The sequence below is a fragment of the Weissella cibaria KACC 11862 genome (assembly GCF_000193635.1).
In the GTDB taxonomy this organism is placed as follows: domain Bacteria; phylum Bacillota; class Bacilli; order Lactobacillales; family Lactobacillaceae; genus Weissella; species Weissella cibaria.
The window spans coordinates 1-21486 of the sequence record NZ_AEKT01000047.1 but is presented as its reverse complement, the minus strand read 5'-3'; the positions used below and the strand labels follow the sequence as shown (position 1 = coordinate 21486).

The following is a 21486-nucleotide window of genomic DNA, read 5'->3' as shown; positions in this document are numbered from 1 at the left end:
ATCCGGATTTTCAGTCGCGGCCTTTGCATTTGCAACAATTTGTTCAACTTCTTCAACCGTTACGGCATTTGTCACTTGATCGAGGTAAGTTTGCTTACCCGCATCGTCCAAGTTCGTCAAACCGCTAATTTCTGTTGTCGCCCAATCCTTTGCGTTCGCCAAGTTCTTTGCGGTGGCGTCAGTTACGATTGCGTCGATGGTATCCGCGGTTGTGGCGTCAGTCACCTGCTGCTTATAAGCCGCCTTTTCTTCATCCGTCAGGTACTTCATTGCATCGATGTCCGCTGCTGCGTCAGCCTTCGCATCGCTTAGGTCAGTACTTGTGGCGTTGCGTGCATCCTCAACAATTTGTTCGACGGCTTCAACAGTCGTAGCATCCTTCAATTGATCAAGATACGTCTGCTTATCTGCATCGTCCAAGTTCGTCAAACCACTAATTTCTGTCGTCGCCCAGTCCTTTGCGTTCGTTAAGTTCTGTGCCGTGGCGTCAGTTACGATTGCGTCGATGGCGTCCGCGGTTGTAGCGTCAGTCACCTGTTGCTTATAGTCGGCTTTCTCTTCGTCCGTCAGGTATTTCATCGCATCGATTGCTGCCGTAGCATCGGCCTTTGCATCGGTCAGGTCAGTACCTGTAGCGTTGCGGGCATCCTCAACAATTTGTTCAACAGCTTCAACCGTTGCGGCATCTGGCAATTGATCGAGGTAAGTTTGCTTGCCTGCATCATCTAAGTTGGTCAAACCACCAATTTCTGTCGTCGCCCAATCCTTTGCGTTCGCCAAATTTTTTGCGGTTGCGTCAGTTACGATTGCGTCGATGGCATCCGCTGTTGTCGCATCAGTTACTTGTTGCTTATAGTCAGCCTTCTCTTCGTCGGTCAGATACTTCATCGCATCAATGGCTGCTGTTGCGTCGGCCTTTGCATCGGTCAGGTCAGTACCTGTAGCGTTGCGGGCATCTTCAACAATTTGTTCAACTGCTTCAACCGTTGTGGCATCTGGCAATTGATCGAGGTAAGTTTGCTTGCCCGCATCATCTAAGTTGGTCAAACCACTAATTTCTGTCGTCGCCCAGTCTTTTGCGTTCGTCAAATTTTTTGCGGTTGCGTCAGTTACGATTGCGTCGATGGCATCCGCGGTTGTGGCGTCAGATACCTGTTGCTTATAGTCGGCTTTCTCCTCGTCCGTCAGATACTTCATCGCATCGATGGTCGCCGTTGCGTCAGACTTCGCAGCATCTAAATCAGTGCTCTTGGCGTTGCGTGCGTCCTCAACGATTTGTTCAACTGCTTCAACCGTTGCAGCACCTGGTAATTGATCTGTATAGGTCTTCTTGCCCGCATCATCTAGATTCGTCAAACCATTAATCTCATCTGTCGCCCAGTCCTTTGCGTTAGCCAAGTTTTGTGCTGTGGCATCCGTAACAACTGCATCAATCGCATCCGCGTTTGTCGCATCAGTTACTTGTTGCTTATAGTCGGCTTTCTCTTCGTCTGTCAGATACTTCATCCCATCAATAGCCGCCGTTGCGTCAGCCTTTTCGGCAGTCAGGTCAGTACTTGTGGCGTTGCGCGCATCCTCTACAATTTGTTCGACGGCTTCAACCGTTGTGGCATCTGGCAATTGATCTGTATAGGTCTTCTTGCCCGCATCATCTAGATTCGTCAAACCATTAATCTCAGTCGTTGCCCAGTCTTTTGCGTTCGCCAAGTTCTGTGCTGTGGCTTCAGATACAACTGCATCAATCGCATCTGCGGTTGTCGCGTCGGCTATCTGTTGCTTATAGTCAGCCTTCTCTTCATCGGTCAGATACTTCATCCCATCAATCGCTGCCGTGGCATCAGCCTTCGCAGCGGTCAAATCAGTGCTTGTGGCATTGCGCGCATTTTCAACAATTTGTTCAACTTCTTCAACGGTCGTAGCGTCTGGCAATTGATCTGTATATGTCTTCTTACCTGCATCATCCAGATTCGTCAAACCATTAATCTCTTCTGTCGCCCGGTCTTTTGCATTCGCCAAATTTTTTGCGGTTGCGTCAGTTACGATTGCGTCGATGGCGTCTGCGGTTGTAGCGTCAGTCACCTGTTGCTTATAGTCAGCCTTCTCTTCATCGGTCAGATACTTCATCCCATCAATCGCTGCCGTAGCATCGGCCTTCGCAGCGGTCAAATCAGTACTTGTGGCATTACGCGCATCTTCAACGATTTGTTCAACTGCTTCAACCGTGGCGGCATCTGGCAATTGATTGAGGTAAGCTTGCTTGCCTGCATCATCTAAGTTGGTCAAACCACCAATTTCCGTTGTCGCCCAATCCTTTGCGTTCGCTAAATTTTTTGCGGTTGCGTCAGTTACGATTGCGTTGATGGCGTCCGCAGTTGTAGCGTCAGCTACTTGTTGCTTATAGTCAGCCTTCTCTTCGTCAGTCAGATACTTCATCGCATCAATCGCTGCCGTAGCGTCAGCCTTTTCGGCAGTCAAGTCAGTACCTGTAGCATTTCGCGCATCTTCAACGATTTGTTCAACTGCTTCAACCGTTGTAGCACCTGGCAATTGATCGAGGTAAGTTTGCTTGGCCGCATCATCTAAGTTGGTCAAACCACCAATTTCCGTTGTCGCCCAATCCTTTGCGTTCGCCAAGTTTTGTGCTGTGGCATCCGTAACAACTGCATCAATTGCATCCGCGGTTGTCGCATCGGCTACCTGTTGCTTATAATCCGCCTTTTCTTCGTCAGTCAGATACTTCATCGCATCAATCGTTGCCGTTGCATCAGCCTTTGCGGTAGCCAAGTCTGTACCGGTCGTATCAACTTGCAATGGTGTCGTTCCTGCTGAATTTGCAAACAAGTCAACATTAATCAATTCTGACCGTGCAATGGCACCCTTTACCGAAACAGAGTCTTGCGTGCCATCTGGCGTAACTTGTGTTGGAATCGTTACCGAGGTACTACCCAGAACAGATAAATCAACTAACTGATTAACAGTATCACCTGTTCCGGTGGTCAACTCGCTAATTAATGGTGTTAACAAATTATCAACCAATGGACTCAAAACTGGGTCCAAATTAACAATGCCCAACAAATTTATACTTGATAAGGTGTCCAACAAGTCTGACAGCGTACCACTCAACGTTTGGCTTAATGCCGTGCCTAGTCCACCATCAATATTCACTGCTAAATATTGACTACCATCCGGCAAGGTTGTGACCGTCGCTTCACTTGGATCGATTGTATATTGCGCTGTAATCGCACCATTTTTCAAATTGTCTAGCGTTGCATTCAAGTTATCCACAACTGAGGACCCAACTAAAAGCTTGGTCACGGGATTATCAATAACGTTAAGCACTCCCTGCAGTCCATTAACAATCGGATCCAGAATAGTTCCTAATCCGCCAGTAACCGCAACATCTACGCTAATAGGACCATTAGCCGTAATATCCGTTCCTGCTGGTACCTGTAGCGCAACCTCACGTGAACCTGTGTTGACCGCTGAAACGTCGGCAACACCACTTCCTGCCACAGTAAAGTTAACATTTGTTGCTTGATTTGCTGGTAATGGTTCAGTCACATCGGCAGTTGTATCAACATCACTAAATATCTGACTATCTACAGCAGCCGCTTCTGCCGTTCGTTGGGTAATATGTACCCCATTTTGATCAACTGACACAAAATCCGATAGCGTAACACCACCAAAAGCTAAACCAACAACGCCAGCAATTACCCACATCTTTTTTGCCTTGTACATCCGCTTTCTTTGAACAGATGACACCAGCGTCTTTCCCACTTTTTTCATAGTGAACCCCCACAGTTCTATACTCTCTAATTAACCTACAACGAGGTTGCCCGACACAATCAATGATTTGAAACCGCTGAGATAGCCGAGTACTACTCCAATAAACCGATTTTTACAAAATACTCTCAACTCTGCAAAACTAATACAATTTATTTTTACCACAAATAAAAAGCGAATACAAAACAAATCTATTGTGATATTTTTAGTTATTTTTATTTTATTTAAAAAGTAAAATATTAACGCTTAAAACATATTTATAATCAATTATTAATGTAATTATGTTTTTTATCTCATATTTACACTTTCTGTTAGTAAGTGCTTGAAAAACATGGTTTTATACGTTTTGTAAGCGTTTGCGTATATATAACTAATTTGTTCATTCATTAACAATTAGCCATTGTCCGGTATTGTGTACACAATTCCCAAAAATGCCGCATGAATTCAAATTCATGCGGCATTAGATTAAATGGCCTTCAAATTCAATACCCAAGCATTACGAGCCTCAGTTTCTGGTGTTTCAGAAATCGTGTAGTTCGGCGTGTTAGTCACAATCATCATGACCGTCGTATCGTAACCTGCGGCCGCAATCGCAGCACGATCAAAGGTTACCAACTTGTCACCTGCTTTAACCTTCTGTCCCTGTTCAACAAATTGTTCAAAGTGTTGGCCGTCCAATTGCACGGTATCAATCCCGATATGCAATAAGATTTCTGCGCCTGCATCAGTCACCAAGCCAATGGCGTGCTTACTTGGATAGACCGCCGCCACCGTGGCATCGGCTGGTGCAACCAAGTCATTATTGGTTGGTACAATTGCGAGTCCCTTACCCATCGCTTCACTAGCAAAGACGGGATCTTTAACTGCTGACAAAGGCAGGATTGTTCCCTGAATCGGTGCATTGAGTTGCTCGCCAACACTAACTGTTTCATTTAAATCCGTGGCTGTTTGTTCTTCAGCTGGCACACCAAAGAAATAGGTGAGTACCGTCGGAATAACAAATCCAACCCCTAATCCGATAACTGCAGACATGAATCCAGGTCCAATAAACGTTGGCACACCAAGCAAACTAACCAGCGTCATAGCGGTTGCTTGTGCGCCACCAACGGCTGCAATGGCCCCACCAATCGCGCCACCAATGACCGCAAAGATAAATGGCTTCTTGAGCTTCAACGTCACCCCGTAGATACCAGGTTCTGTGATACCAAGCAACGCTGACAACGTAGCTGACCCTGACAATGACTTCAACTTCGTGTTCTTCGTCTTCAAGAAGACACCTAGTAGCGCACCTGCTTGAGCAATGACAGCAACTGTCAAAATGGGTTGCAACGGATCATGGCCTGATACCGCAATCGTATTCGTAATCACGGGCACAAACGTCCAGTGCACCCCAAAAATAACAAACACTTCCCAAAGCGCCCCCATAATGGCCCCCGCAATTAATGGCGCAACATTGTAAATTGCTTCAACAGCACCTGACAAGACCGTTCCAACCCCGGTCCCCAATGGTCCAATGGCCAATACGGTAATTGGCATTAGCAATGCAAGTGAGAACATCGGCGTAAAGATATTGCGGACCGACTCGTGGAAGAACTTATCAAAGACTGGTTGAATATATGATAGCAACCAAATTGCCAACAAAATTGGAATAACACTTGAGCTATAAGTGGCGCTGACCACTGGGATGCCAAAGAAGTCGAGTTGCGTCTTGCCCCCCATTGCTGCAACCAAATTAGGGTACAACAACGCTACAGCCAAGCCAATCGCCACAAACTCGTTCACCTTCAACCGTCGGGCAGCCGTTATGGCCAGAAAGACCGGCAAGAAGTAAAAGAAGCCATCCGCAGCTGCATACCAAATTTGATACGCACCACTGGTTTCTTTCAGCACCCCTGTCACGCTGAGTAAGGTTAGCAATCCTTTCAGCACACCAGTTCCCGCCATCGCCCCCAAGAATGGCGTGAAGACACTTGAAATAAAGCCAATGAAGCGATTAATCAGCGAATCCTTTTCAACTGGTTCATCGGTTGTGGTTGCTGACTCGCCCCCATTTCCCAAACCAGCCAACTTTGATAATGGCTCAAAAACATTTGCCACCGAGTTACCAATCACAACTTGATATTGACCAGCCGATTGCACAACTGTCACAACCCCATCAAGATTCTCAATCTTTTCGGTTTGTGCTTTCGCTTCATCCTTCAACTTAAATCGTAAGCGGGTGGCACAGTGCCACGCCGTGTTGATGTTTTCCTTACCACCAACGTCCGTCAAAATTTCTTTTGCTAACCCCTCGTAATCCATCACGTTTCCCCTTTTTGAAACACAAAACCCGCAAGAAAACACGTCACATAGCGTGCTTTCTTGCGGGTTTTGCCTAATTAAATAGTAACAATCCCAATGTGAGATTTAATTGGCCCTAGCTATTGTGCTAAGGTCGATTGCAGTACACGATTCAAGTGTACTGTTAGATAAATACGTTCATTTTCAGCAACTTGTTTATGGGTCTTATCTTCGATGTAGGCAATCACTTTGTCGGCCAAGTCATACGCGTTTGGATATGACCGTTGGACGTGCTGTAACATAACCGCATCGATATTTGCATTACCCGTACGATTTTCTTCGTCATATAAACGATCTAAGAAAAATCGTAAATGGACAAGCAAGCGTTGATAATTAATATCATTTTCATCAATCGTCTGTCCAACCGCATAGCGGATAATGGTCAACGCATCACTGATTAACGTTGTGATTTGACTCGCGCGTTCATTTGCCAAATAGCCATTCTGCTTATCGACAAACTTCAATGCAATGAACCCCGCCTCATCATCAGGTAGCGCCACGCCGGTTTGTTCAAGAATCGCCGCGACGGCCCACTCCCCAATTTGATATTCCATCGGATAATAATGACGGGTTTCCCATAGTAAATTGTTATGCACCACAATTTGCTGTTTGGCTTTCTCGATGGCATAACTGATGTGATCAGCCAACGACACCAATAAATATGTGTTGAACGTTGTGTGTAATTGGGCCTCTGCATGGCGCAAAATATTCGACGCCATCTCAATAACCAGCGGTGAGATTTCACTAGCTAAATCGTTAAACGTCCGGCCCCAATGTTCATCCTGCGGCAAGTACCGCGTATCAATTAATGCTTCTTCAACAGCATCACCTCGCTTCTTTTGAAATCCAATGCCACGGCCTATAACCACAATATCTTGCTGCTTGTCTTCAGCCAGTAAGACATTATTATTGAAAATTTTCTTGATCAGCATCAATATCCTCCCAATAGAAAAGACCAAACAATAAGCCCGTGCCTGCATGCCACGTGATTTCAATACTTATCATTCGGTCTTGCCCAGTTCAATTTTGGTTACAATCCGTATCACTGACTACATGTTAGCACCATTATGTAAGCGTTTACAATACAATTTATGAATGAGCGCAAAAAATAACTTATCTGAGGTCAAAAAGCGATACGGCTGCATTAAACATAAAAAACAAGGCGTCCAATCGCTTGAACGCCTTGTTAATGTCACTAATCCAATGCGGTCCCATTCGTTGCGATAACGCGTTGGTACCAATCAAAGGAATCCTTCTTCTGTCGGTTCAACGTCCCATTCCCGGCGTCGTCTTGATCGACGTAGACCACCCCATAACGCTTCGACATTTCTGAGGTTGAGAATGAAACAAGGTCAATAATGCCCCACATGGTGTAGCCCATCAGGTCGACACCATCAATAATCGCCTCACGCATTTGTTCAATGTGTTGACGCAAATAATCAATACGGTATTGATCATGAATTTGGCCATCAGCTGCAATTTCATCAACGGCGCCAAGACCGTTTTCAACAATAAACAACGGCACACGATAACGGTCCCAAAGTTCATTCAGCGTAATCCGCAACCCAACTGGGTCAATTTGCCATCCCCAATCAGAGGCGGCCAAATAAGGGTTACGACCACCAGTTGCCATATTACCAAGTGTTTCGGCTTCCCCATCAGTGGCACTCGTCACCGTTGTCATGTAGTAACTAAAGCTCAAGAAATCAACTGGGTTGGCCAAAAGGATTGCCTCATCTTCGGCAGCCATGTCAATCTTGATGCCATGCGTTGCAAAATAGCGGTTCATATATTCTGGATATTCACCACGTACCTGCACATCGGTAAAGAATAGGTTCAATTCATCTGCCAATTGGGCGGCTTGCACATCAGCTGGATTTGGCGTGGCTGCATACGTTTGCATGCGTGCCAACATTGATCCAATTTGTGCATCTGGGTCGATCTCATGCAATTGCTTCGTCGCAATTGCACTGGCAACAAATTGGTGATGCAACGCTTGATAACGCAATTGTAGTTGCTCATCAAACGGCAAACCGGCATCAACCACACCGGTTTCGTGGAAACCAAACGTACCTGTATTGATTTCATTAAACGTCAGCCAATAGGTCACCTTGCCCTTATACCGCTTAAAGACCGTTTCAGTAAAGCGGTTAAAGTCAGCAATTGTGGCTCGATCTAACCAGCCATTCCGCGTAACAGTTAGGTGAATTGGGCTTTCGTAGTGAGACAAGGTCACCACGGGCTCGATGCCATATTCAGCCATCTTATCAAAAACCTTATCATAAAATGCCAAGCCCGCTTCGTTTGGCGTAGTCTCGTCCCCATTCGGGAAAATACGTGTCCAGGCTAACGACAAACGGAATGCCTTAATTCCTAGTTCGTGCATCAAGGCCAAATCCTCTTCGAAACGATGATAGAAATCGACCCCACGTCGCTTCGGATAATTTTCATCCGTTGCATCAGCGATCGCAACTTCAATGTCTGCAAGGGTAATATTACCCAAGTTCATTTCCGTTCGCTTTTCAGCCTTCATCACCACTTCTGCGGTGCTAATTCCCTTGCCGTCAGCCTGCCAGGCTCCTTCGTATTGATTGGCGGCAGTTGCACCACCCCAAAGAAAGTTCTCGGGGAATCCTGTTGGGATTGTTGACTTGTACATATTCTTATACCTCCTGATTGAGTTGCATGAGTAAGTGATAAACGGCTCCGAACAAGTTCGCATCGTTGGCAAATTTACCGGCGACGATTTCAGCTGGTGTCAACGTCGACTTCACCAGTTCATTGCCGTTAAAGAACGCAAGATACTTTTCACGGATGCGTTCAGCGACGATTGGTTGCGCGGAAATGCCACCACCAATCACAATACGTTGAATATCAGTTATCGCTTGAATGTTTTGAATTAATAGGGCAATTTGATTCGCGTACGCATCAAAAATTTCATTTGCTGCTGGCTCACCCGCATTAATGTGTTCAAAGACGGTCAAGCCATCATCAATTTCTGGTAATTGCAACTGGGTCCCGATGCGCTTAATCATCTCAACGGCAGACCCGTGCAATCCAATTGAAGTCTCCATCCCTGTTTCAATCTGGCCAAAGATAAAGCTTAGCTCACCGGCTTGATAGTGCGTGCCGTATACTAGCTCACCATTCAGAACTAATCCGCCACCGACACCGGTGCCGAGGACAATCGCCATACCATCTGCCACATCGTTTAACTCACCAAGCCATAGTTCAGCTAGCGCGGCTGCTTTACCATCATTTTCGACCGCGACTGGTAAATCAAGTTGGAGCTCATCCCGTAGATTAACCCCGTCCATAAAGGTCAACGCGCCCCCACCTTTGATTGTGTCTGTTGGATGGGCAACTTTACCAGGCACACTGAATGCCACCCCTCGAATTTGGCCAGCGTACCGATCAATTACCTGGTGTAACTGAACTAGGAATTCAGGCAATCCAGTCGTTACGGTGCGTTCGTTATACTTTTCAATGATATTTCCGGCGCGGTCAATCAAGCCCACCTTTAACCGTGTTCCCCCAACATCGATTGCTAAATAATTTTTCGTCATGATAATCCCCTACTTTGCATGCACTGGTTTTGGTGCACGTTCTGGCTTCTGCAAAGATGCAGTCACCAAAGTAATAACAGCTAATGCCAGCACCAACAAACCGTCAACGCGCATACTAAAGACGGCTGAAGTGTCACCGAACGCCGAAGCGATTAGTTGGAACACATATGGGCTCAAGAAAACCCCCATATTAACAGCAACTAGCAAAATCGTTGATCCCAAATTTTGTGAGGCTTCGTCCGTCTTGGCTGCTACGGCTGAGTAAATGGCTGGCACTGCCATACCAAAGGCCAATCCGTACACTGCAATCGCCACCCCCGACAAAATCAGGTTTTGACTCATACTTAAGACCAGCACCATCACGGCCCCTGCTAAAGTACCCAAACCAATCATATAGCGGCCCAAAATTTGCTTAATTGATCCAAAAATTACCCCAGCGACAAACCCCGTAGCGGCGCTAATCCCTGAAATCAAACTAGCTTCAGCAGCTGTCCCATAACCGGCTTGTTCGAATAATGGCGCAATTTTAACGGTCATCCCAAAGTACGTCACGAACAAAATAAACATAAAGATGCCATAGCCAATCATCGTCGCATTCAGCTTGGGCTTTTGCGTACTAACCGTTGACGTTGAGGCACCTGTAACCGTTGGCGTTTTATCTGAAACAAACAAGCCAAACATAATCAGTGGAATCACGCCTAATGCATACACACCAAATGTCATGTGCCAACCAAATGACATCAGATAACCGACCAACCAAGTAAAGATGGTTGTCGCGGCGGCCGCGGCAGCATTCTCAAAACCAATCAAGCGATCACGTTCTTTGCCTTCGTAGTAAATCGAAATCAGCGAAATCGCTAATGAATTAAACAATCCTACACCAGCACCAAACATGAAACGTGACGCCAATAAGACCGCATAGTTTTCCGTGAACATGGGAATAACCCCCGCAATCACAGCGATTGCCACACCTAATACCACTGTCTTTTTGTTACCAATCAACCGTGTTAAAAAGTTAGACAATAAAATAAATAGCAGAATTCCAAAACTCGTCACTGACATCAATAATTCAATCGACGCTTGCGACTGGTTTGGTAAATCCTTCATAATCATTGGTACTGTTACCTGTACCGCTGCGGCTGCATTCGTCAACGTTGCAATTGATAACAACGATGCCTTAAACAGCCAACCATGCTTATCCATGATGTAACCCCCCGTATCGTAACAATCTTTCTACGAGGTCTATTGTATTATGTAAGCGCTTTCTAAAAAGGGTGTTTCTTGCTTAGTGCTGAGTTATTTTTTGACATTTGCCGGTTTTTGAACAAAAAAAGAACCAGCATTCCTACTGATTCTTAATCTATTTCATATATGACTTTCTTACACAGTTGAATAATCCACAAAGGTAGGTCAATCCTTAAATCATCTGAAAATAATCATGTGACTAGAACACTAGATAAAATAGCCTCAACTACGTGCCTTGAACTCACGTGGTTTAACTTGCCCTATACAATGCACTCAACTTTTAGATAATTTCCCAGCGCTGTTTGCTGGGAAATCCTTATCGTTGTTATAGTGCTCAACAACCTTTTCTGCAATTGGCTTAAGCGACTCTGCCGTTTCTTTAAAAACAATTTCTCTAATATAAAGAATTAGTGCTGCATTCCTAATATAGCGGTAACATTTCTTTTCAAAATCATCATCTAACTTCAGCCCATCCTGCAATTTAAATTGAAGATAGTTTTCAAGGTGAAATCGCTGATTAGGAGTAGCATTGGTTGTTCCATACATCTTTTTTCCATAAATCTCCCAAAGTATTATCCAATCCCTTCGGTGCTTTATTGGAATCTGACATTCAGCACTTTTTTCCCTATCTTTTCTTATATATTTATCCTCCAATCCTTCTTCAACATCATATATTTGCCTAGACCAGTTGGTATCCCAGTCAGCGTTCTTTAAAACATCTAGTACTTCTTGTATCTTCATGCTAATCCTCTCCAATATTCAAACATAATTCTATTTCTGCTTTTTTGATGTTTGTCGTTGCCGAATCAAGCCCGACTATTGTCATACTTCAATGCTAATTTTATTACGCTAATTTGAACACTATTTTATTCATTTATACATCAAAAATCTAATAAACAAAGTCCGTTACTTTATGAATACTCACTCTTATCGCAGAGACTCTCACCAACGAAAAACCCCGTCAGATAGGCATTCATGCCACATCCAACGGGGTTTCTAAATCTATTTATGCGATTGGCGGGGGTCGAACCCGCACGGTATCTCTACCACAGGATCCTTAATCCTGCGCGTCTGCCAATTCCGCCACAACCGCATGTCTGTGCTAAAACTATCAGCACAGATTATATTATCAGATATACCGATGATATGCAAGTCGCTTAGATCTCGTCATCCTTGTGTTGCCGCGGTTGCAAGACTTCTGGTTGCTTATCTGGTTCTGCAACATCCTCATACTTTAGCACGATGTCTTCATCAGCCGGTGTAACATCCTTACGTTCTTCTGGTTCAACTGGTTCTTCCGCTTGTTGTTCTGTCTTGTCCTTCGCGAACAGACCGGTCACCTTATCCTTGATTTCATCAACTTTTGCATTAATTTTAGCTTGATTCTCAGGATCAGCGAGATACTCCCCACCCTTTTGTGCCTGTGCGCCAATTTCCGACACCACGTTACCAGTTGTTTTTGCGACCTTACTTAATACGTCTAAAAATGCCATGTTTTCATTCCTCCTCATTGTTGCTATTATACCCGGTTGCATCAAAAAAGAGCGAACAATTCTGCTCGCTCTTTTGCTTAATTTTCCTTTGGTGCAACCATCGACAGACCGATACGTTCACGTTTTACATCCACGTCAACGACCCAAACTGTCACAATATCACCAACGGCCACAATCTCATGCGGATTCTTGACCATCCGCTTGGCCATCCGTGAAATGTGGACCAGGCCATCTTCGTGGACACCTAAGTCGACAAAGGCACCGAAGTCAACCACGTTACGAACGGTTCCTTGCAACTGCATCCCCGGCTTCAAATCCTTTAATGACAGCACATCCGAACGCAAGACCGCTCCTGGTGCATCGTCACGTAAGTCACGTCCTGGATTACCTAGCGAGGTAATCACGTCTTGCAAGGTTGGTAACCCAACCCCAAGTCGATCCGCCGTAGCTTGGTTATTAAAGCGACGCAACGCTTGACCAGCTTCAGCTCCCGGCGTTGTCACACCAGCCTCTTTCAACAAGACTTCCGCGATTTTGTATGACTCAGGGTGAATATCCGTATTATCCAACGCATTCTTAGCATCTGGTAAACGCAAGAACCCAGCAGCTTGTTCAAATGCCTTAGGACCAAGCTTTGGCACCTTCTTTAATTGCGCTCGTGATGTAAATTGACCATTTTCGTCACGATACGTCACAATATTAGCCGCCGTGGTTTTCGTCAAACCAGCGATATGAGTCAACAATTGTGGTGAAGCCGTATTCAAGTTAACGCCAACCTGGTTAACGGCCGTTTCCAAGACCGCATCCAATTCAGCATCGAGCTCTTTGGTTGGCAAATCGTGCTGATATTGCCCCACACCAACCGCCTGCGGATCAATTTTAATGAGTTCTGCCATAGGGTCTTGCAAACGACGGGCAATTGAAATTGCTGAACGTTGCTCAACCTGTAGGTCTGGGAACTCTTCTCGCGCCACATCGCTAGCTGAATAAACAGACGCCCCGGACTCATTAACTACTACGTATTGCAAATCAGGTAAGTCTGACTTGATAATGTCCGCAATAAACGTTTGTGACTCACGCGATGCCGTCCCGTTACCAATCGCTACCAGTGCAACACCGTACTGCTTAACTAGCTTGATAATCGTCTCTTTGGCACCCTTCGGATCATACTTGGCAGCACGGTGCGGATAGATAACCGCCTTTTCTAGGAACTTACCGTTCTCATCGACCACAGCCAACTTTGAACCAGTTCGAATACCTGGGTCGAATCCCAGTACCACCCTGCCACGCAACGGTGCTGCCATTAGTAGGTGATACAAATTCGTACCAAAGACCTTGATTGCATCCCCAGCCGCCCGTTCGAAAAGTTCTTTGCGCAATTCGCGTTCGATAGCGGGACCAATAAAGCGCTTATAGGCATCATTAGCCGCCGCGACCAAAACATCAGCTGCCTCACCCGTTTTTGAACCAACCAAACGGAATTTCAAATAACGGGCAATCGCTTCAGCGTCCGCTTCGATGCTACCTGACAAAACACCTTCATTTTCACCACGGTTGATGGCCAAGATTTGGTGGTTTGCCACTTTGCTGATTGGCATGCTGAACTCATAGTACAACTTAAAGACTTCCTGGGTATCCTTATCACCCGCACCACGCTTCAACTTCGAGACTAGGTGACCATTATCACGCGTGTACTTACGTGTCCAATCACGTAACCCTGCATTTTCACCAATCACTTCCGCAAAAATTTCATGCACGCCGGCCATAACTGCCGCGATATCAGGCAAGTCTTTCTCCGGGTTCACAAATTTTGCCGCCTCAGCTTGCAAGCCGGTCGTTGGAAACTTTTGCACCAATTGTGCCAATGGCATCAATCCGGCTTCCTTGGCAATCGTTGCCTTGGTACGGCGCTTTTGCTTATAAGGCAGATAAATATCTTCAACTGCTTGCATTGTTTCAGCCGCTGCCAACGCTTTCAGCAAATTAGGCGTCATCGCCTTTTGCTCAGCAATTGCCTTTTGAACGGTTTGCTTACGTGCTTGCAAATCTTCTAAGCGCTTCGTCACTGCCTGGATATCACGGATTTGAACTTCATCCAAATTTCCCGTGACTTCTTTACGGTAACGCGCCACGAATGGCACCGTATTCCCATCGGCCAATAATTCTGACGTCGCCGTCACTTTCGTTAGTGGCAACGCTAATTCTTTTGCTACTGCACTCGCAATATCAATTGTCAGTGCGTCGTTTTCCACCGTCGTCATTACATTGCCGTCGTCAAAATACGACGTACTTGTACCAAGAACTTCTCCATCAATGAGTCTTGATCAGCCTCTGATTGCTTGAACTTGTCCATATCGATTGATTGGTCAGCAACGTTCAATGATTCAGCCATTGCTTCAGTCGCAGCAGCGTATTCCGTAAACGTCTTCTTCATTGATTGGTGCAAGCCCATCAAACGAACGGGTGCAGCCATGGCGTTAATCTTAGCTGATGCATCCTTGTACACTGCCACTGCCTCATCAAATTCAACTGAAATTTCTTGGAAATCAGCCTTTGGCATGTCCGCCACTTGGTCAGCCATAATGGCATCATCAAGCTTCTCGAAGAATGGTGCAACCTTGTTACCAGCATCTTCAGTTGATTGGATAACTTGACCCAAGTTAGTTGCATATTGTTGTGGTGACACGAACTTCATCTTAGCCATGAATAAATCTCCTCTTGCCATTTAGGCGGTTAACTTTTTAAACAATGCTTTTATTATACCAGTTCGCCACCACAAAATAAGCCCACCTCATACATCGGTGGGCAAACAATTATGATTCAGTTACCGCCAACTGCAACGCCTGGTCAAGATCCGCAATCAAATCAGCCACGTCCTCAATTCCAACTGATAAACGGAGCGTTTCAGGTCGGGTCCCTGATGCCAACAGTTCTGCCGGACTGAGTTGCGCATGTGAGGTTGAGGCCGGATGCAAAATTGATGATTTTCCTTCACCAGACGAAGCGAAGTGCGTAAAGACTTGGACGCTATCCAAGACTTTTCGACCAGCTGACGCCCCACCAACAACCCCAAAGGTGAAGATTGACCCCGGCCCCTTTGGTAAGTATGTTTGCGCCAACTCATAGTATGGGCTGTCAGGTAATCCCGCATAATTCACCCACGCCACAGCCGGATGTTGGGCTAAGAATTCAGCAATTTTCTGGGCATTGTCAACGTGGCGTTGCACACGCAATGATAATGTCTCTAGTCCCAGCAAAATTAACCAGGCATTAAATGGCGATAGGGTTGCCCCAGAATCCCGCAACAAATTATAACGAATCCGATTGACGTACGCAGCGTTGCCAAACTTTTCGGTATACACTAACCCGTGATAGCTTTCGTCCGGTTCTGTCAGACCCGGGAATTTGTCATTTTGCGTCCAGTCAAAATGGCCGCTATCCACCACGATACCACCCAACGCAGCTCCGTGCCCTGATAGGAATTTTGTGGCAGAGTACACGACAATATCAGCGCCAAAATCAAACACCCGATTAAGGTACGCTGTTGCAAATGTATTATCTACAATCAACGGAATGCCGGCCACATGCGCTACTTCGGCTAAGGCTCGTAAATCTGCGATGTTTGAATTTGGATTACCAATTAACTCAATGTAAAGCGCCTTCGTATTAAGTTGAATTGCCGCCTTGACCGCTACCAAATCATCGATATCCACAAATGTCGTGGTCACGCCGCGTCGTGGGTACGCCGTCGCTAACAAGTTGTGGGTCCCTCCGTATAGCGTATTTGCGGCAACCAAATGATCACCCGCAACCGTGATATTTTCCAGCGCATAATTAATCGCAGCCATCCCCGATGCAACGGCAACGGCCCCAACGTCACCTTCAAGCTCAGCCAACCGCTTTTCAAGCACTTCGGTCGTCGGATTCGTGAAACGGGTGTATAGCTGTCCTGGCTTATCCAAAGCAAATTGTTCTGCCGCATCTTCTGCGCTGTCGTAAACATACGAGGTGGTTTGATAAATTGGCACGCTGGTTGCGTGGGCCTCAGCGTCGGGCGTGTAGCCACCATGAAGTGCGATTGTATCGAAGTTTAGTGCTGTCATTTGTCTATTCCTTTCTATGCAAAAAAGCCCGTTCCTACCCAGTTACTTACTGGAATAGAAACGAGCTTGTCGTGTTACCATTCTATCTTTATTGCCCCAGTTACCCGGGTCAACCTTACAACGTGCGGTCAGAGCGCGACATGATGCGATGACGATACGCGTGTCCGTTAACGGAGACCAACCCGTAAATCGCTCATGAACTTGCCACTTACGATTTCCAATCACAGGCCATTTTCTTTGTCGTCTCCCCAACTGTTTCACACCAACCAACAGCTCTCTGTTTGGCGAACGACAAATACTTTCCTGATCACTTTGTTTCTCATTGTTTTCTAACAGTATTGATTGTAAACTCTCACTTACTTTATGTCAACGTCTGTATCAAACAAAAACCGCTGATTGATGCCCTATCATCAATCAGCGGTTTTATTTTTTATGTGCTGTGCCCCATAACCACACCACTTTATTATAGGTTTTATGCGTAACGCCTAATCTCTTAGTAATTATGCTTCAGTGTCCAACAAGGCATACTTGCCATCGCGACGCTTGTATACGACAGCAGCCGTATCAGTTTCAGCATCTTGGAAAATGAAGAACTCGTGGCCCAACAATTCCATTTGCAAAACTGCTTCTTCAGCATCCATTGGCTTCAAAGCAACATGCTTTGTACGTACAATGTCCAAGGCTTCAGACTCTTCTGCCTCAAGTTCTTCCGGTGCAGCTGCAAAGTCCAATTCTTCAATGCCCTTGTAGCCCTTCTCACGTGACTTGCGGTTGACCTTAGTCTTGTACTTACGAATTTGACGCTCCAACTTTTCAGAAACGAAATCAACTGTTTGATACATGTCGGCTTGCGTATCTTCAGCACGCAACAACAAGTATGGCAATTGAATCGTAACTTCAGTCTTGAACGTACCTTCCTTGTATGAACGAACGTTAACGTGGGCAACATACTTTGCGTCATCGTTCAAGTAACGCTCCAAGCGTGACAAACGCTTCTCGATGTAGTCGGTCATTGCATCAGTGACCTCAATGTTCTCACCACGTACCTTAAATTCTAGCATAATCCTGTCTCCTGTCTGACTAGATTTGCGTGATGCTATGTCCCCATAACACGTGATCACGCAGTTCCCAAAGTATCTGTCTAGATGTCCTTTCGGTAACTATATTGTAACACCAATATGACAATAAAAGAAAGCGTTTTCATACTCTCTTCATGAACATATCATCTTGCTAACGTGACTGTGCATATTTGGGTCGCACCACTTTCATACAAACACGACGATGCGTGTCGCAACGTGCGTCCTGTCGTACAAACATCATCAACTATACAAATTCTTTGTCCAGTTAAATCAAGATTTTCTGTGACGAGACAGAACGGCTGCGTTGTCTGTAAACGCTCCCGCCGTGTTTTCATAGATTGTACCGCCTTACTGGTTGAGATACAAGTTAAAATTTCATTTATTTCACATTTTTCTAACCATGCACTCACTTGATTGAAACCACGTTGGTTTTGTGTCTCCGTTGTTATTGGGATTGGCACAATCATAGTCGGTGCAACTTTAACCAACCTTTGGGCGAGCATCTCCTGAAACACATCCCTTAAATGATAACCACCTTGAAACTTATACTGCTTAAAGTACTGTTGCATCTGCTCGTCATAAGCAAATAAAGCTTGATTATGGATGGCCGGGTATCCTGCTGTCAGCCAAATTTCACACTCAGCACAAGGCGATATTTGGCTTTGACACCCACATTCGGCACACACCGGCCCCGTAATCCGGGTGAACTGTTGCCGACACGCTTCGCAAATTGACAACATCTGTGGTTGATGAAAGATGAAAAAATCACCCAAGGTCCATTCTCCCTGCTGTATCCGCCCGCACAATTCACACGTCATACTGTTTCCCTTTCATGTTTAAATACCGAATCTCGTTCCGGGCTTGGATGACCGTACGCGTTCGTTCGGTAACCCCTGTCCAAACTTTACCGGTTGGCCGAGAAGCGCTACGTCCACAACGTCCGGCAATTTGAATTAAGGCAGCTTGACTAAAAACAGGATCGTCAGCGCCCAGAATCATCACATCAATGCCTTTAAACGTCACCCCACGCTCCAAGATGGTTGTCGTAATCAATGCTTGCAACTCACTTGCCCGCATCGCCTGTACCTTCCCTTGCCGATCAGGATCACCAGCGTGTGTGGCCGCAATTTTAAGTGATGGCTGCAACCGTGTTATCTCGTTCAGCGTCGCCGTTAAATCAGCAACATGGGGCACAAAAATTAGAAAGCGTTGTTTTGATATAACGTACTCACGGAGAATGCGCTGAATACGCCACGATAATTTTTTGCGCCAATTGCCAATTTTAATAATCGTAAAATTCGGTAACGGCTGCCCATGATACCGGCGAGGCAACAAACTAATCCGCAATCGTTGTTTGCTAACGTCACGTAAGAGTCGCGCACTTGGGGTTGCCGTGAGATAAAAATGACACCCTTGTGGTTTAGTCGCTCGCTGAACAGCACCTTCTAATTGGACATTCTCAGCGTAAGGGAACGCATCTACTTCATCCACAACAATCACATCAAAGGCTGCCCGGAAACGCAGCAACTGGTGCGTAGAGGCTAACACCAACTGTGTGTAACGATACGTCTCTGGTGAGTCGCCATAAAGTACCACGAAATCCGTTTTAAACGCCTCACGTAAACGTGGCGCTAACTCCACAATCACATCCACTCGTGGCGATACTAAGGCAATGCGCTTTCCTGCCTGTAAAGCCACGGTCAACATGGGAAACAGCATTTCGGTCTTTCCCGCTCCAGTTACTGCATAGGTTAAGTGTGAACGCCCTGCATTGAGTGCCTGTACCTGTTCATCTGCCACTCGGCGTTGGGCCGGCGTTAACTCACCTTGCCACTGACAGGGCATTGCATCTGTTTCAAAGACATTTGGCTCTGGTATCGTTGCTAAAAATTGGTCATCTGACAACCGACCTAAATTTGCACAAGCCCAACAGTAGGTACTTGTTGGTGTGCGCCAGGTTGTATTGATTTTCGTGGCACATCGTTGGCATATCCCATCTTTAATGGCCGGTATCGTCATGGATCCCTCGGGTAATGCTGGTATTTGGTCGTGTCGCACAGGTACCAAGCGACCATAGAAATCAGATTCATCCATGCTTGTACTACCACCTCCACTAACTATAGACGACTAACACATGAAAAATTCCAAAAAAAATGCCGACTCACTGGCCGACAATTATTTCATTTACTTATTTACTTTTCTTAACATCACCGTCAGCACTCTTAACAACGTTCATATCAGAAACTGGAATGTAACCAAGTTTCTTAATAGTCTTCTTCATTGCTGAAGATTGCACGAACTTAATGTAGGCCTTGGTATTCTTGTCAGTCTTCTTTACCGTATACATATGCTCGTATGCCCAAATTTGCCACTTATTTGATCGGACATTTTTGTCAGTTGGGGAAACTTTATCAATTGATAGCGTTCGTAAGCCCTTGGCATTTGGCCCACTCGTATATGAGAAGGCCAGGTATGAGATAGCGCCTGGTGTCTTGCTGACAATCTTTTGCACTGCCCCATTATCGTCTTGTTCTTGGGCAGTCTTTGTATCCTCACCGTTCATGACTTCGTGTTCGAATGTGAACCGGGTACCTGAACCTTGCGCACGATTAATTAGGACAATCTTTTCATCTTGACCGCCAACGTCCTTCCAGTTCGTAATCTTACCTGAGAAGATATCACGTAACTGATCCATCGTTAACGACTTAACTTTAATGTCATCATTCACAACTGGTGCGATACCGACAACCGCCACCTTATGGTCCTTCAACTTCTTTGCATCAACACCATCTTTTTGGCTAGCAAAAATATCAGAATTACCAATTGTGACACCGCCTTTACCAACTTGGCTTAGACCGGCACCTGATCCACCACCTTGAACAACGACATTTACACCGGCATGTTTCTCTCCAAACATTTCGGCAGCCTGCGCAGCTAGCGGTTGTAGGGCTGTTGACCCAACCGCCATGACGCGACTATCAGAGGCTGCATGTACAACGCCTCCACTTACCAATCCCCCGGCTAATACTAATGCAACAGAACTCCCCACAGCAAGATACAACTTACCCTTCATGACAATCTCCTAACGTATGACTAGATATTATTCGAGTTAGGTCGCAGGTTTGAAGCTTGGTAGTAGTAGCAGTTAGAGACGTTCTCCCCTACGACACTTATTAGTATAGAGGTAATTTGTAGCGACTTTGCCGGGGTTCTGTCTAGATTAGATGTTAGTTTTGTAAGGACATGCTTTACAAAAACAAAAGGAGCACAAATCTGCCAATATTAATTTAGCAGATTTGTGCCCAGAACGATTTATTTAATTAGAAAGACAATGACTAACATAATTAGAATTTCTACAATACCTTTGATGACCAATCCCCTGTATGCCTTATAATACTGTTCAGCCTCAACGAGGATAGTCTCGTACTCAGTTTGTGTATCTCGCGTCATCCCATTGTCTATCTCGAACACATAATCTTGGTTTTGATAGTTATCCGGATTTTTATTACGCCACCGACTCATTGCCCAATACATAAATACCGTAATTAAGAAGCGAAAGATTGCTAAGGCCACTAAAGCAATCGCTAAATAGCCAATGTACTTTAAGGCCGTTTCTGATAATGGCGCAAATAAATCGATTACATGCGTTATCACAGCCAAAACGATTGGAATCTCAACAGCCCGTTGATCATCACTAATCTGGTTATGACCTTGTTTGACATGATATGAGACTTTCATCGCGCCGCTCGCTCCTTTCGTTTTTTATTAGGTATCATTGGTGTCTGTACTTTAACACATGACCTGGCTATTTTAGCACGAGATTAAGTTGCCTGGGTACGTCAAATGCCATCATCGATGTTTATACTTTATTTTAGAC

At 45.5% G+C, this 21486-nt stretch carries 15 protein-coding genes, 1 tRNA gene, 2 pseudogenes and 1 other annotated feature; all 18 genes and pseudogenes read right to left on the bottom strand.

Features of this window, described 5'->3' with window-relative positions; genetic code table 11:
* Nucleotides 1-3786: adhesive domain-containing protein (locus ESE_RS11645; protein WP_010374282.1), on the bottom strand; the 3786-nt coding region annotated here is incomplete at its 3' end.
* A gap of 462 nt (nt 3787-4248) precedes the next feature.
* Nucleotides 4249-6084 (bottom strand): beta-glucoside-specific PTS transporter subunit IIABC, encoded by a 1836-nt coding sequence (locus tag ESE_RS0109525; RefSeq protein ID WP_010374280.1) that lies wholly within the window; start codon nt 6082-6084, stop codon nt 4249-4251.
* Between the two features lie 119 nt (nt 6085-6203).
* Nucleotides 6204-6497, bottom strand: a pseudogene (locus tag ESE_RS12610) (PRD domain-containing protein); the annotation flags it as partial.
* Between the two features lie 90 nt (nt 6498-6587).
* A pseudogene (locus tag ESE_RS12605) lies at nt 6588-7055 on the bottom strand (CAT RNA binding domain-containing protein); the annotation flags it as partial.
* A gap of 263 nt (nt 7056-7318) precedes the next feature.
* The gene (locus ESE_RS0109515) at nt 7319-8782 is read right to left on the bottom strand and encodes a glycoside hydrolase family 1 protein (protein ID WP_010374276.1); all 1464 of its coding nucleotides are present in this window, start codon (nt 8780-8782) and stop codon (nt 7319-7321) included.
* Nucleotides 8783-8786: 4 nt separating this feature from the next.
* Nucleotides 8787-9689: an ROK family protein gene (locus ESE_RS0109510; protein ID WP_010374274.1), complete on the bottom strand. Its 903-nt coding sequence runs from the start codon at nt 9687-9689 to the stop codon at nt 8787-8789.
* 9 nt (nt 9690-9698) lie between these two features.
* Nucleotides 9699-10892, bottom strand: a complete 1194-nt coding sequence (locus tag ESE_RS0109505) for an MFS transporter (protein ID WP_010374272.1) — start codon at nt 10890-10892, stop codon at nt 9699-9701.
* 315 nt (nt 10893-11207) lie between these two features.
* Nucleotides 11208-11675 (bottom strand): hypothetical protein, encoded by a 468-nt coding sequence (locus ESE_RS0109500; protein ID WP_010374270.1) that lies wholly within the window; start codon nt 11673-11675, stop codon nt 11208-11210.
* Between the two features lie 268 nt (nt 11676-11943).
* Nucleotides 11944-12027, bottom strand: a tRNA-Leu gene (locus ESE_RS0109495).
* A gap of 64 nt (nt 12028-12091) precedes the next feature.
* Nucleotides 12092-12427 (bottom strand): hypothetical protein, encoded by a 336-nt coding sequence (locus ESE_RS0109490; protein WP_010374268.1) that lies wholly within the window; start codon nt 12425-12427, stop codon nt 12092-12094.
* A 77-nt stretch (nt 12428-12504) separates the two neighbouring features.
* Entirely contained in the window at nt 12505-14688 is a 2184-nt protein-coding gene (locus tag ESE_RS0109485; protein WP_010374266.1) for a Tex family protein, read from the bottom strand.
* Complete coding sequence (locus ESE_RS0109480; RefSeq protein WP_010374263.1) at nt 14688-15131, bottom strand: hypothetical protein; 444 nt, start codon at nt 15129-15131, stop codon at nt 14688-14690. The genes ESE_RS0109485 and ESE_RS0109480 overlap by 1 nt, the downstream gene beginning before the upstream one ends.
* A 109-nt stretch (nt 15132-15240) precedes the next feature.
* Nucleotides 15241-16530, bottom strand: coding sequence for an O-acetylhomoserine aminocarboxypropyltransferase/cysteine synthase family protein (locus ESE_RS0109475; protein WP_010374261.1), 1290 nt, complete (start codon nt 16528-16530; stop codon nt 15241-15243).
* 53 nt (nt 16531-16583) lie between these two features.
* Nucleotides 16584-16850 (bottom strand) — a binding site (T-box leader).
* Nucleotides 16851-17030: 180 nt separating this feature from the next.
* A complete protein-coding gene (gene hpf / locus ESE_RS0109470) occupies nt 17031-17591 on the bottom strand; it encodes a ribosome hibernation-promoting factor, HPF/YfiA family (RefSeq protein WP_010374259.1) in 561 nt (186 codons plus the stop codon).
* 161 nt (nt 17592-17752) lie between these two features.
* On the bottom strand, nt 17753-18427 hold the full coding sequence (locus ESE_RS0109465; RefSeq protein WP_010374256.1) for a ComF family protein: 675 nt from the start codon (nt 18425-18427) through the stop codon (nt 17753-17755).
* A complete protein-coding gene (locus ESE_RS0109460) occupies nt 18417-19703 on the bottom strand; it encodes an ATP-dependent helicase ComFA (RefSeq protein WP_010374254.1) in 1287 nt (428 codons plus the stop codon). Before ESE_RS0109460 ends, ESE_RS0109465 begins: the two co-directional genes overlap by 11 nt.
* A gap of 94 nt (nt 19704-19797) precedes the next feature.
* A complete protein-coding gene (locus ESE_RS0109455; protein WP_010374252.1) occupies nt 19798-20682 on the bottom strand; it encodes a phosphate ABC transporter substrate-binding protein PstS family protein in 885 nt (294 codons plus the stop codon).
* Nucleotides 20683-20921: 239 nt separating this feature from the next.
* On the bottom strand, nt 20922-21347 hold the full coding sequence (locus tag ESE_RS0109450) for a hypothetical protein (RefSeq protein ID WP_010374251.1): 426 nt from the start codon (nt 21345-21347) through the stop codon (nt 20922-20924).
* Nucleotides 21348-21486: the final 139 nt, after the last annotated feature.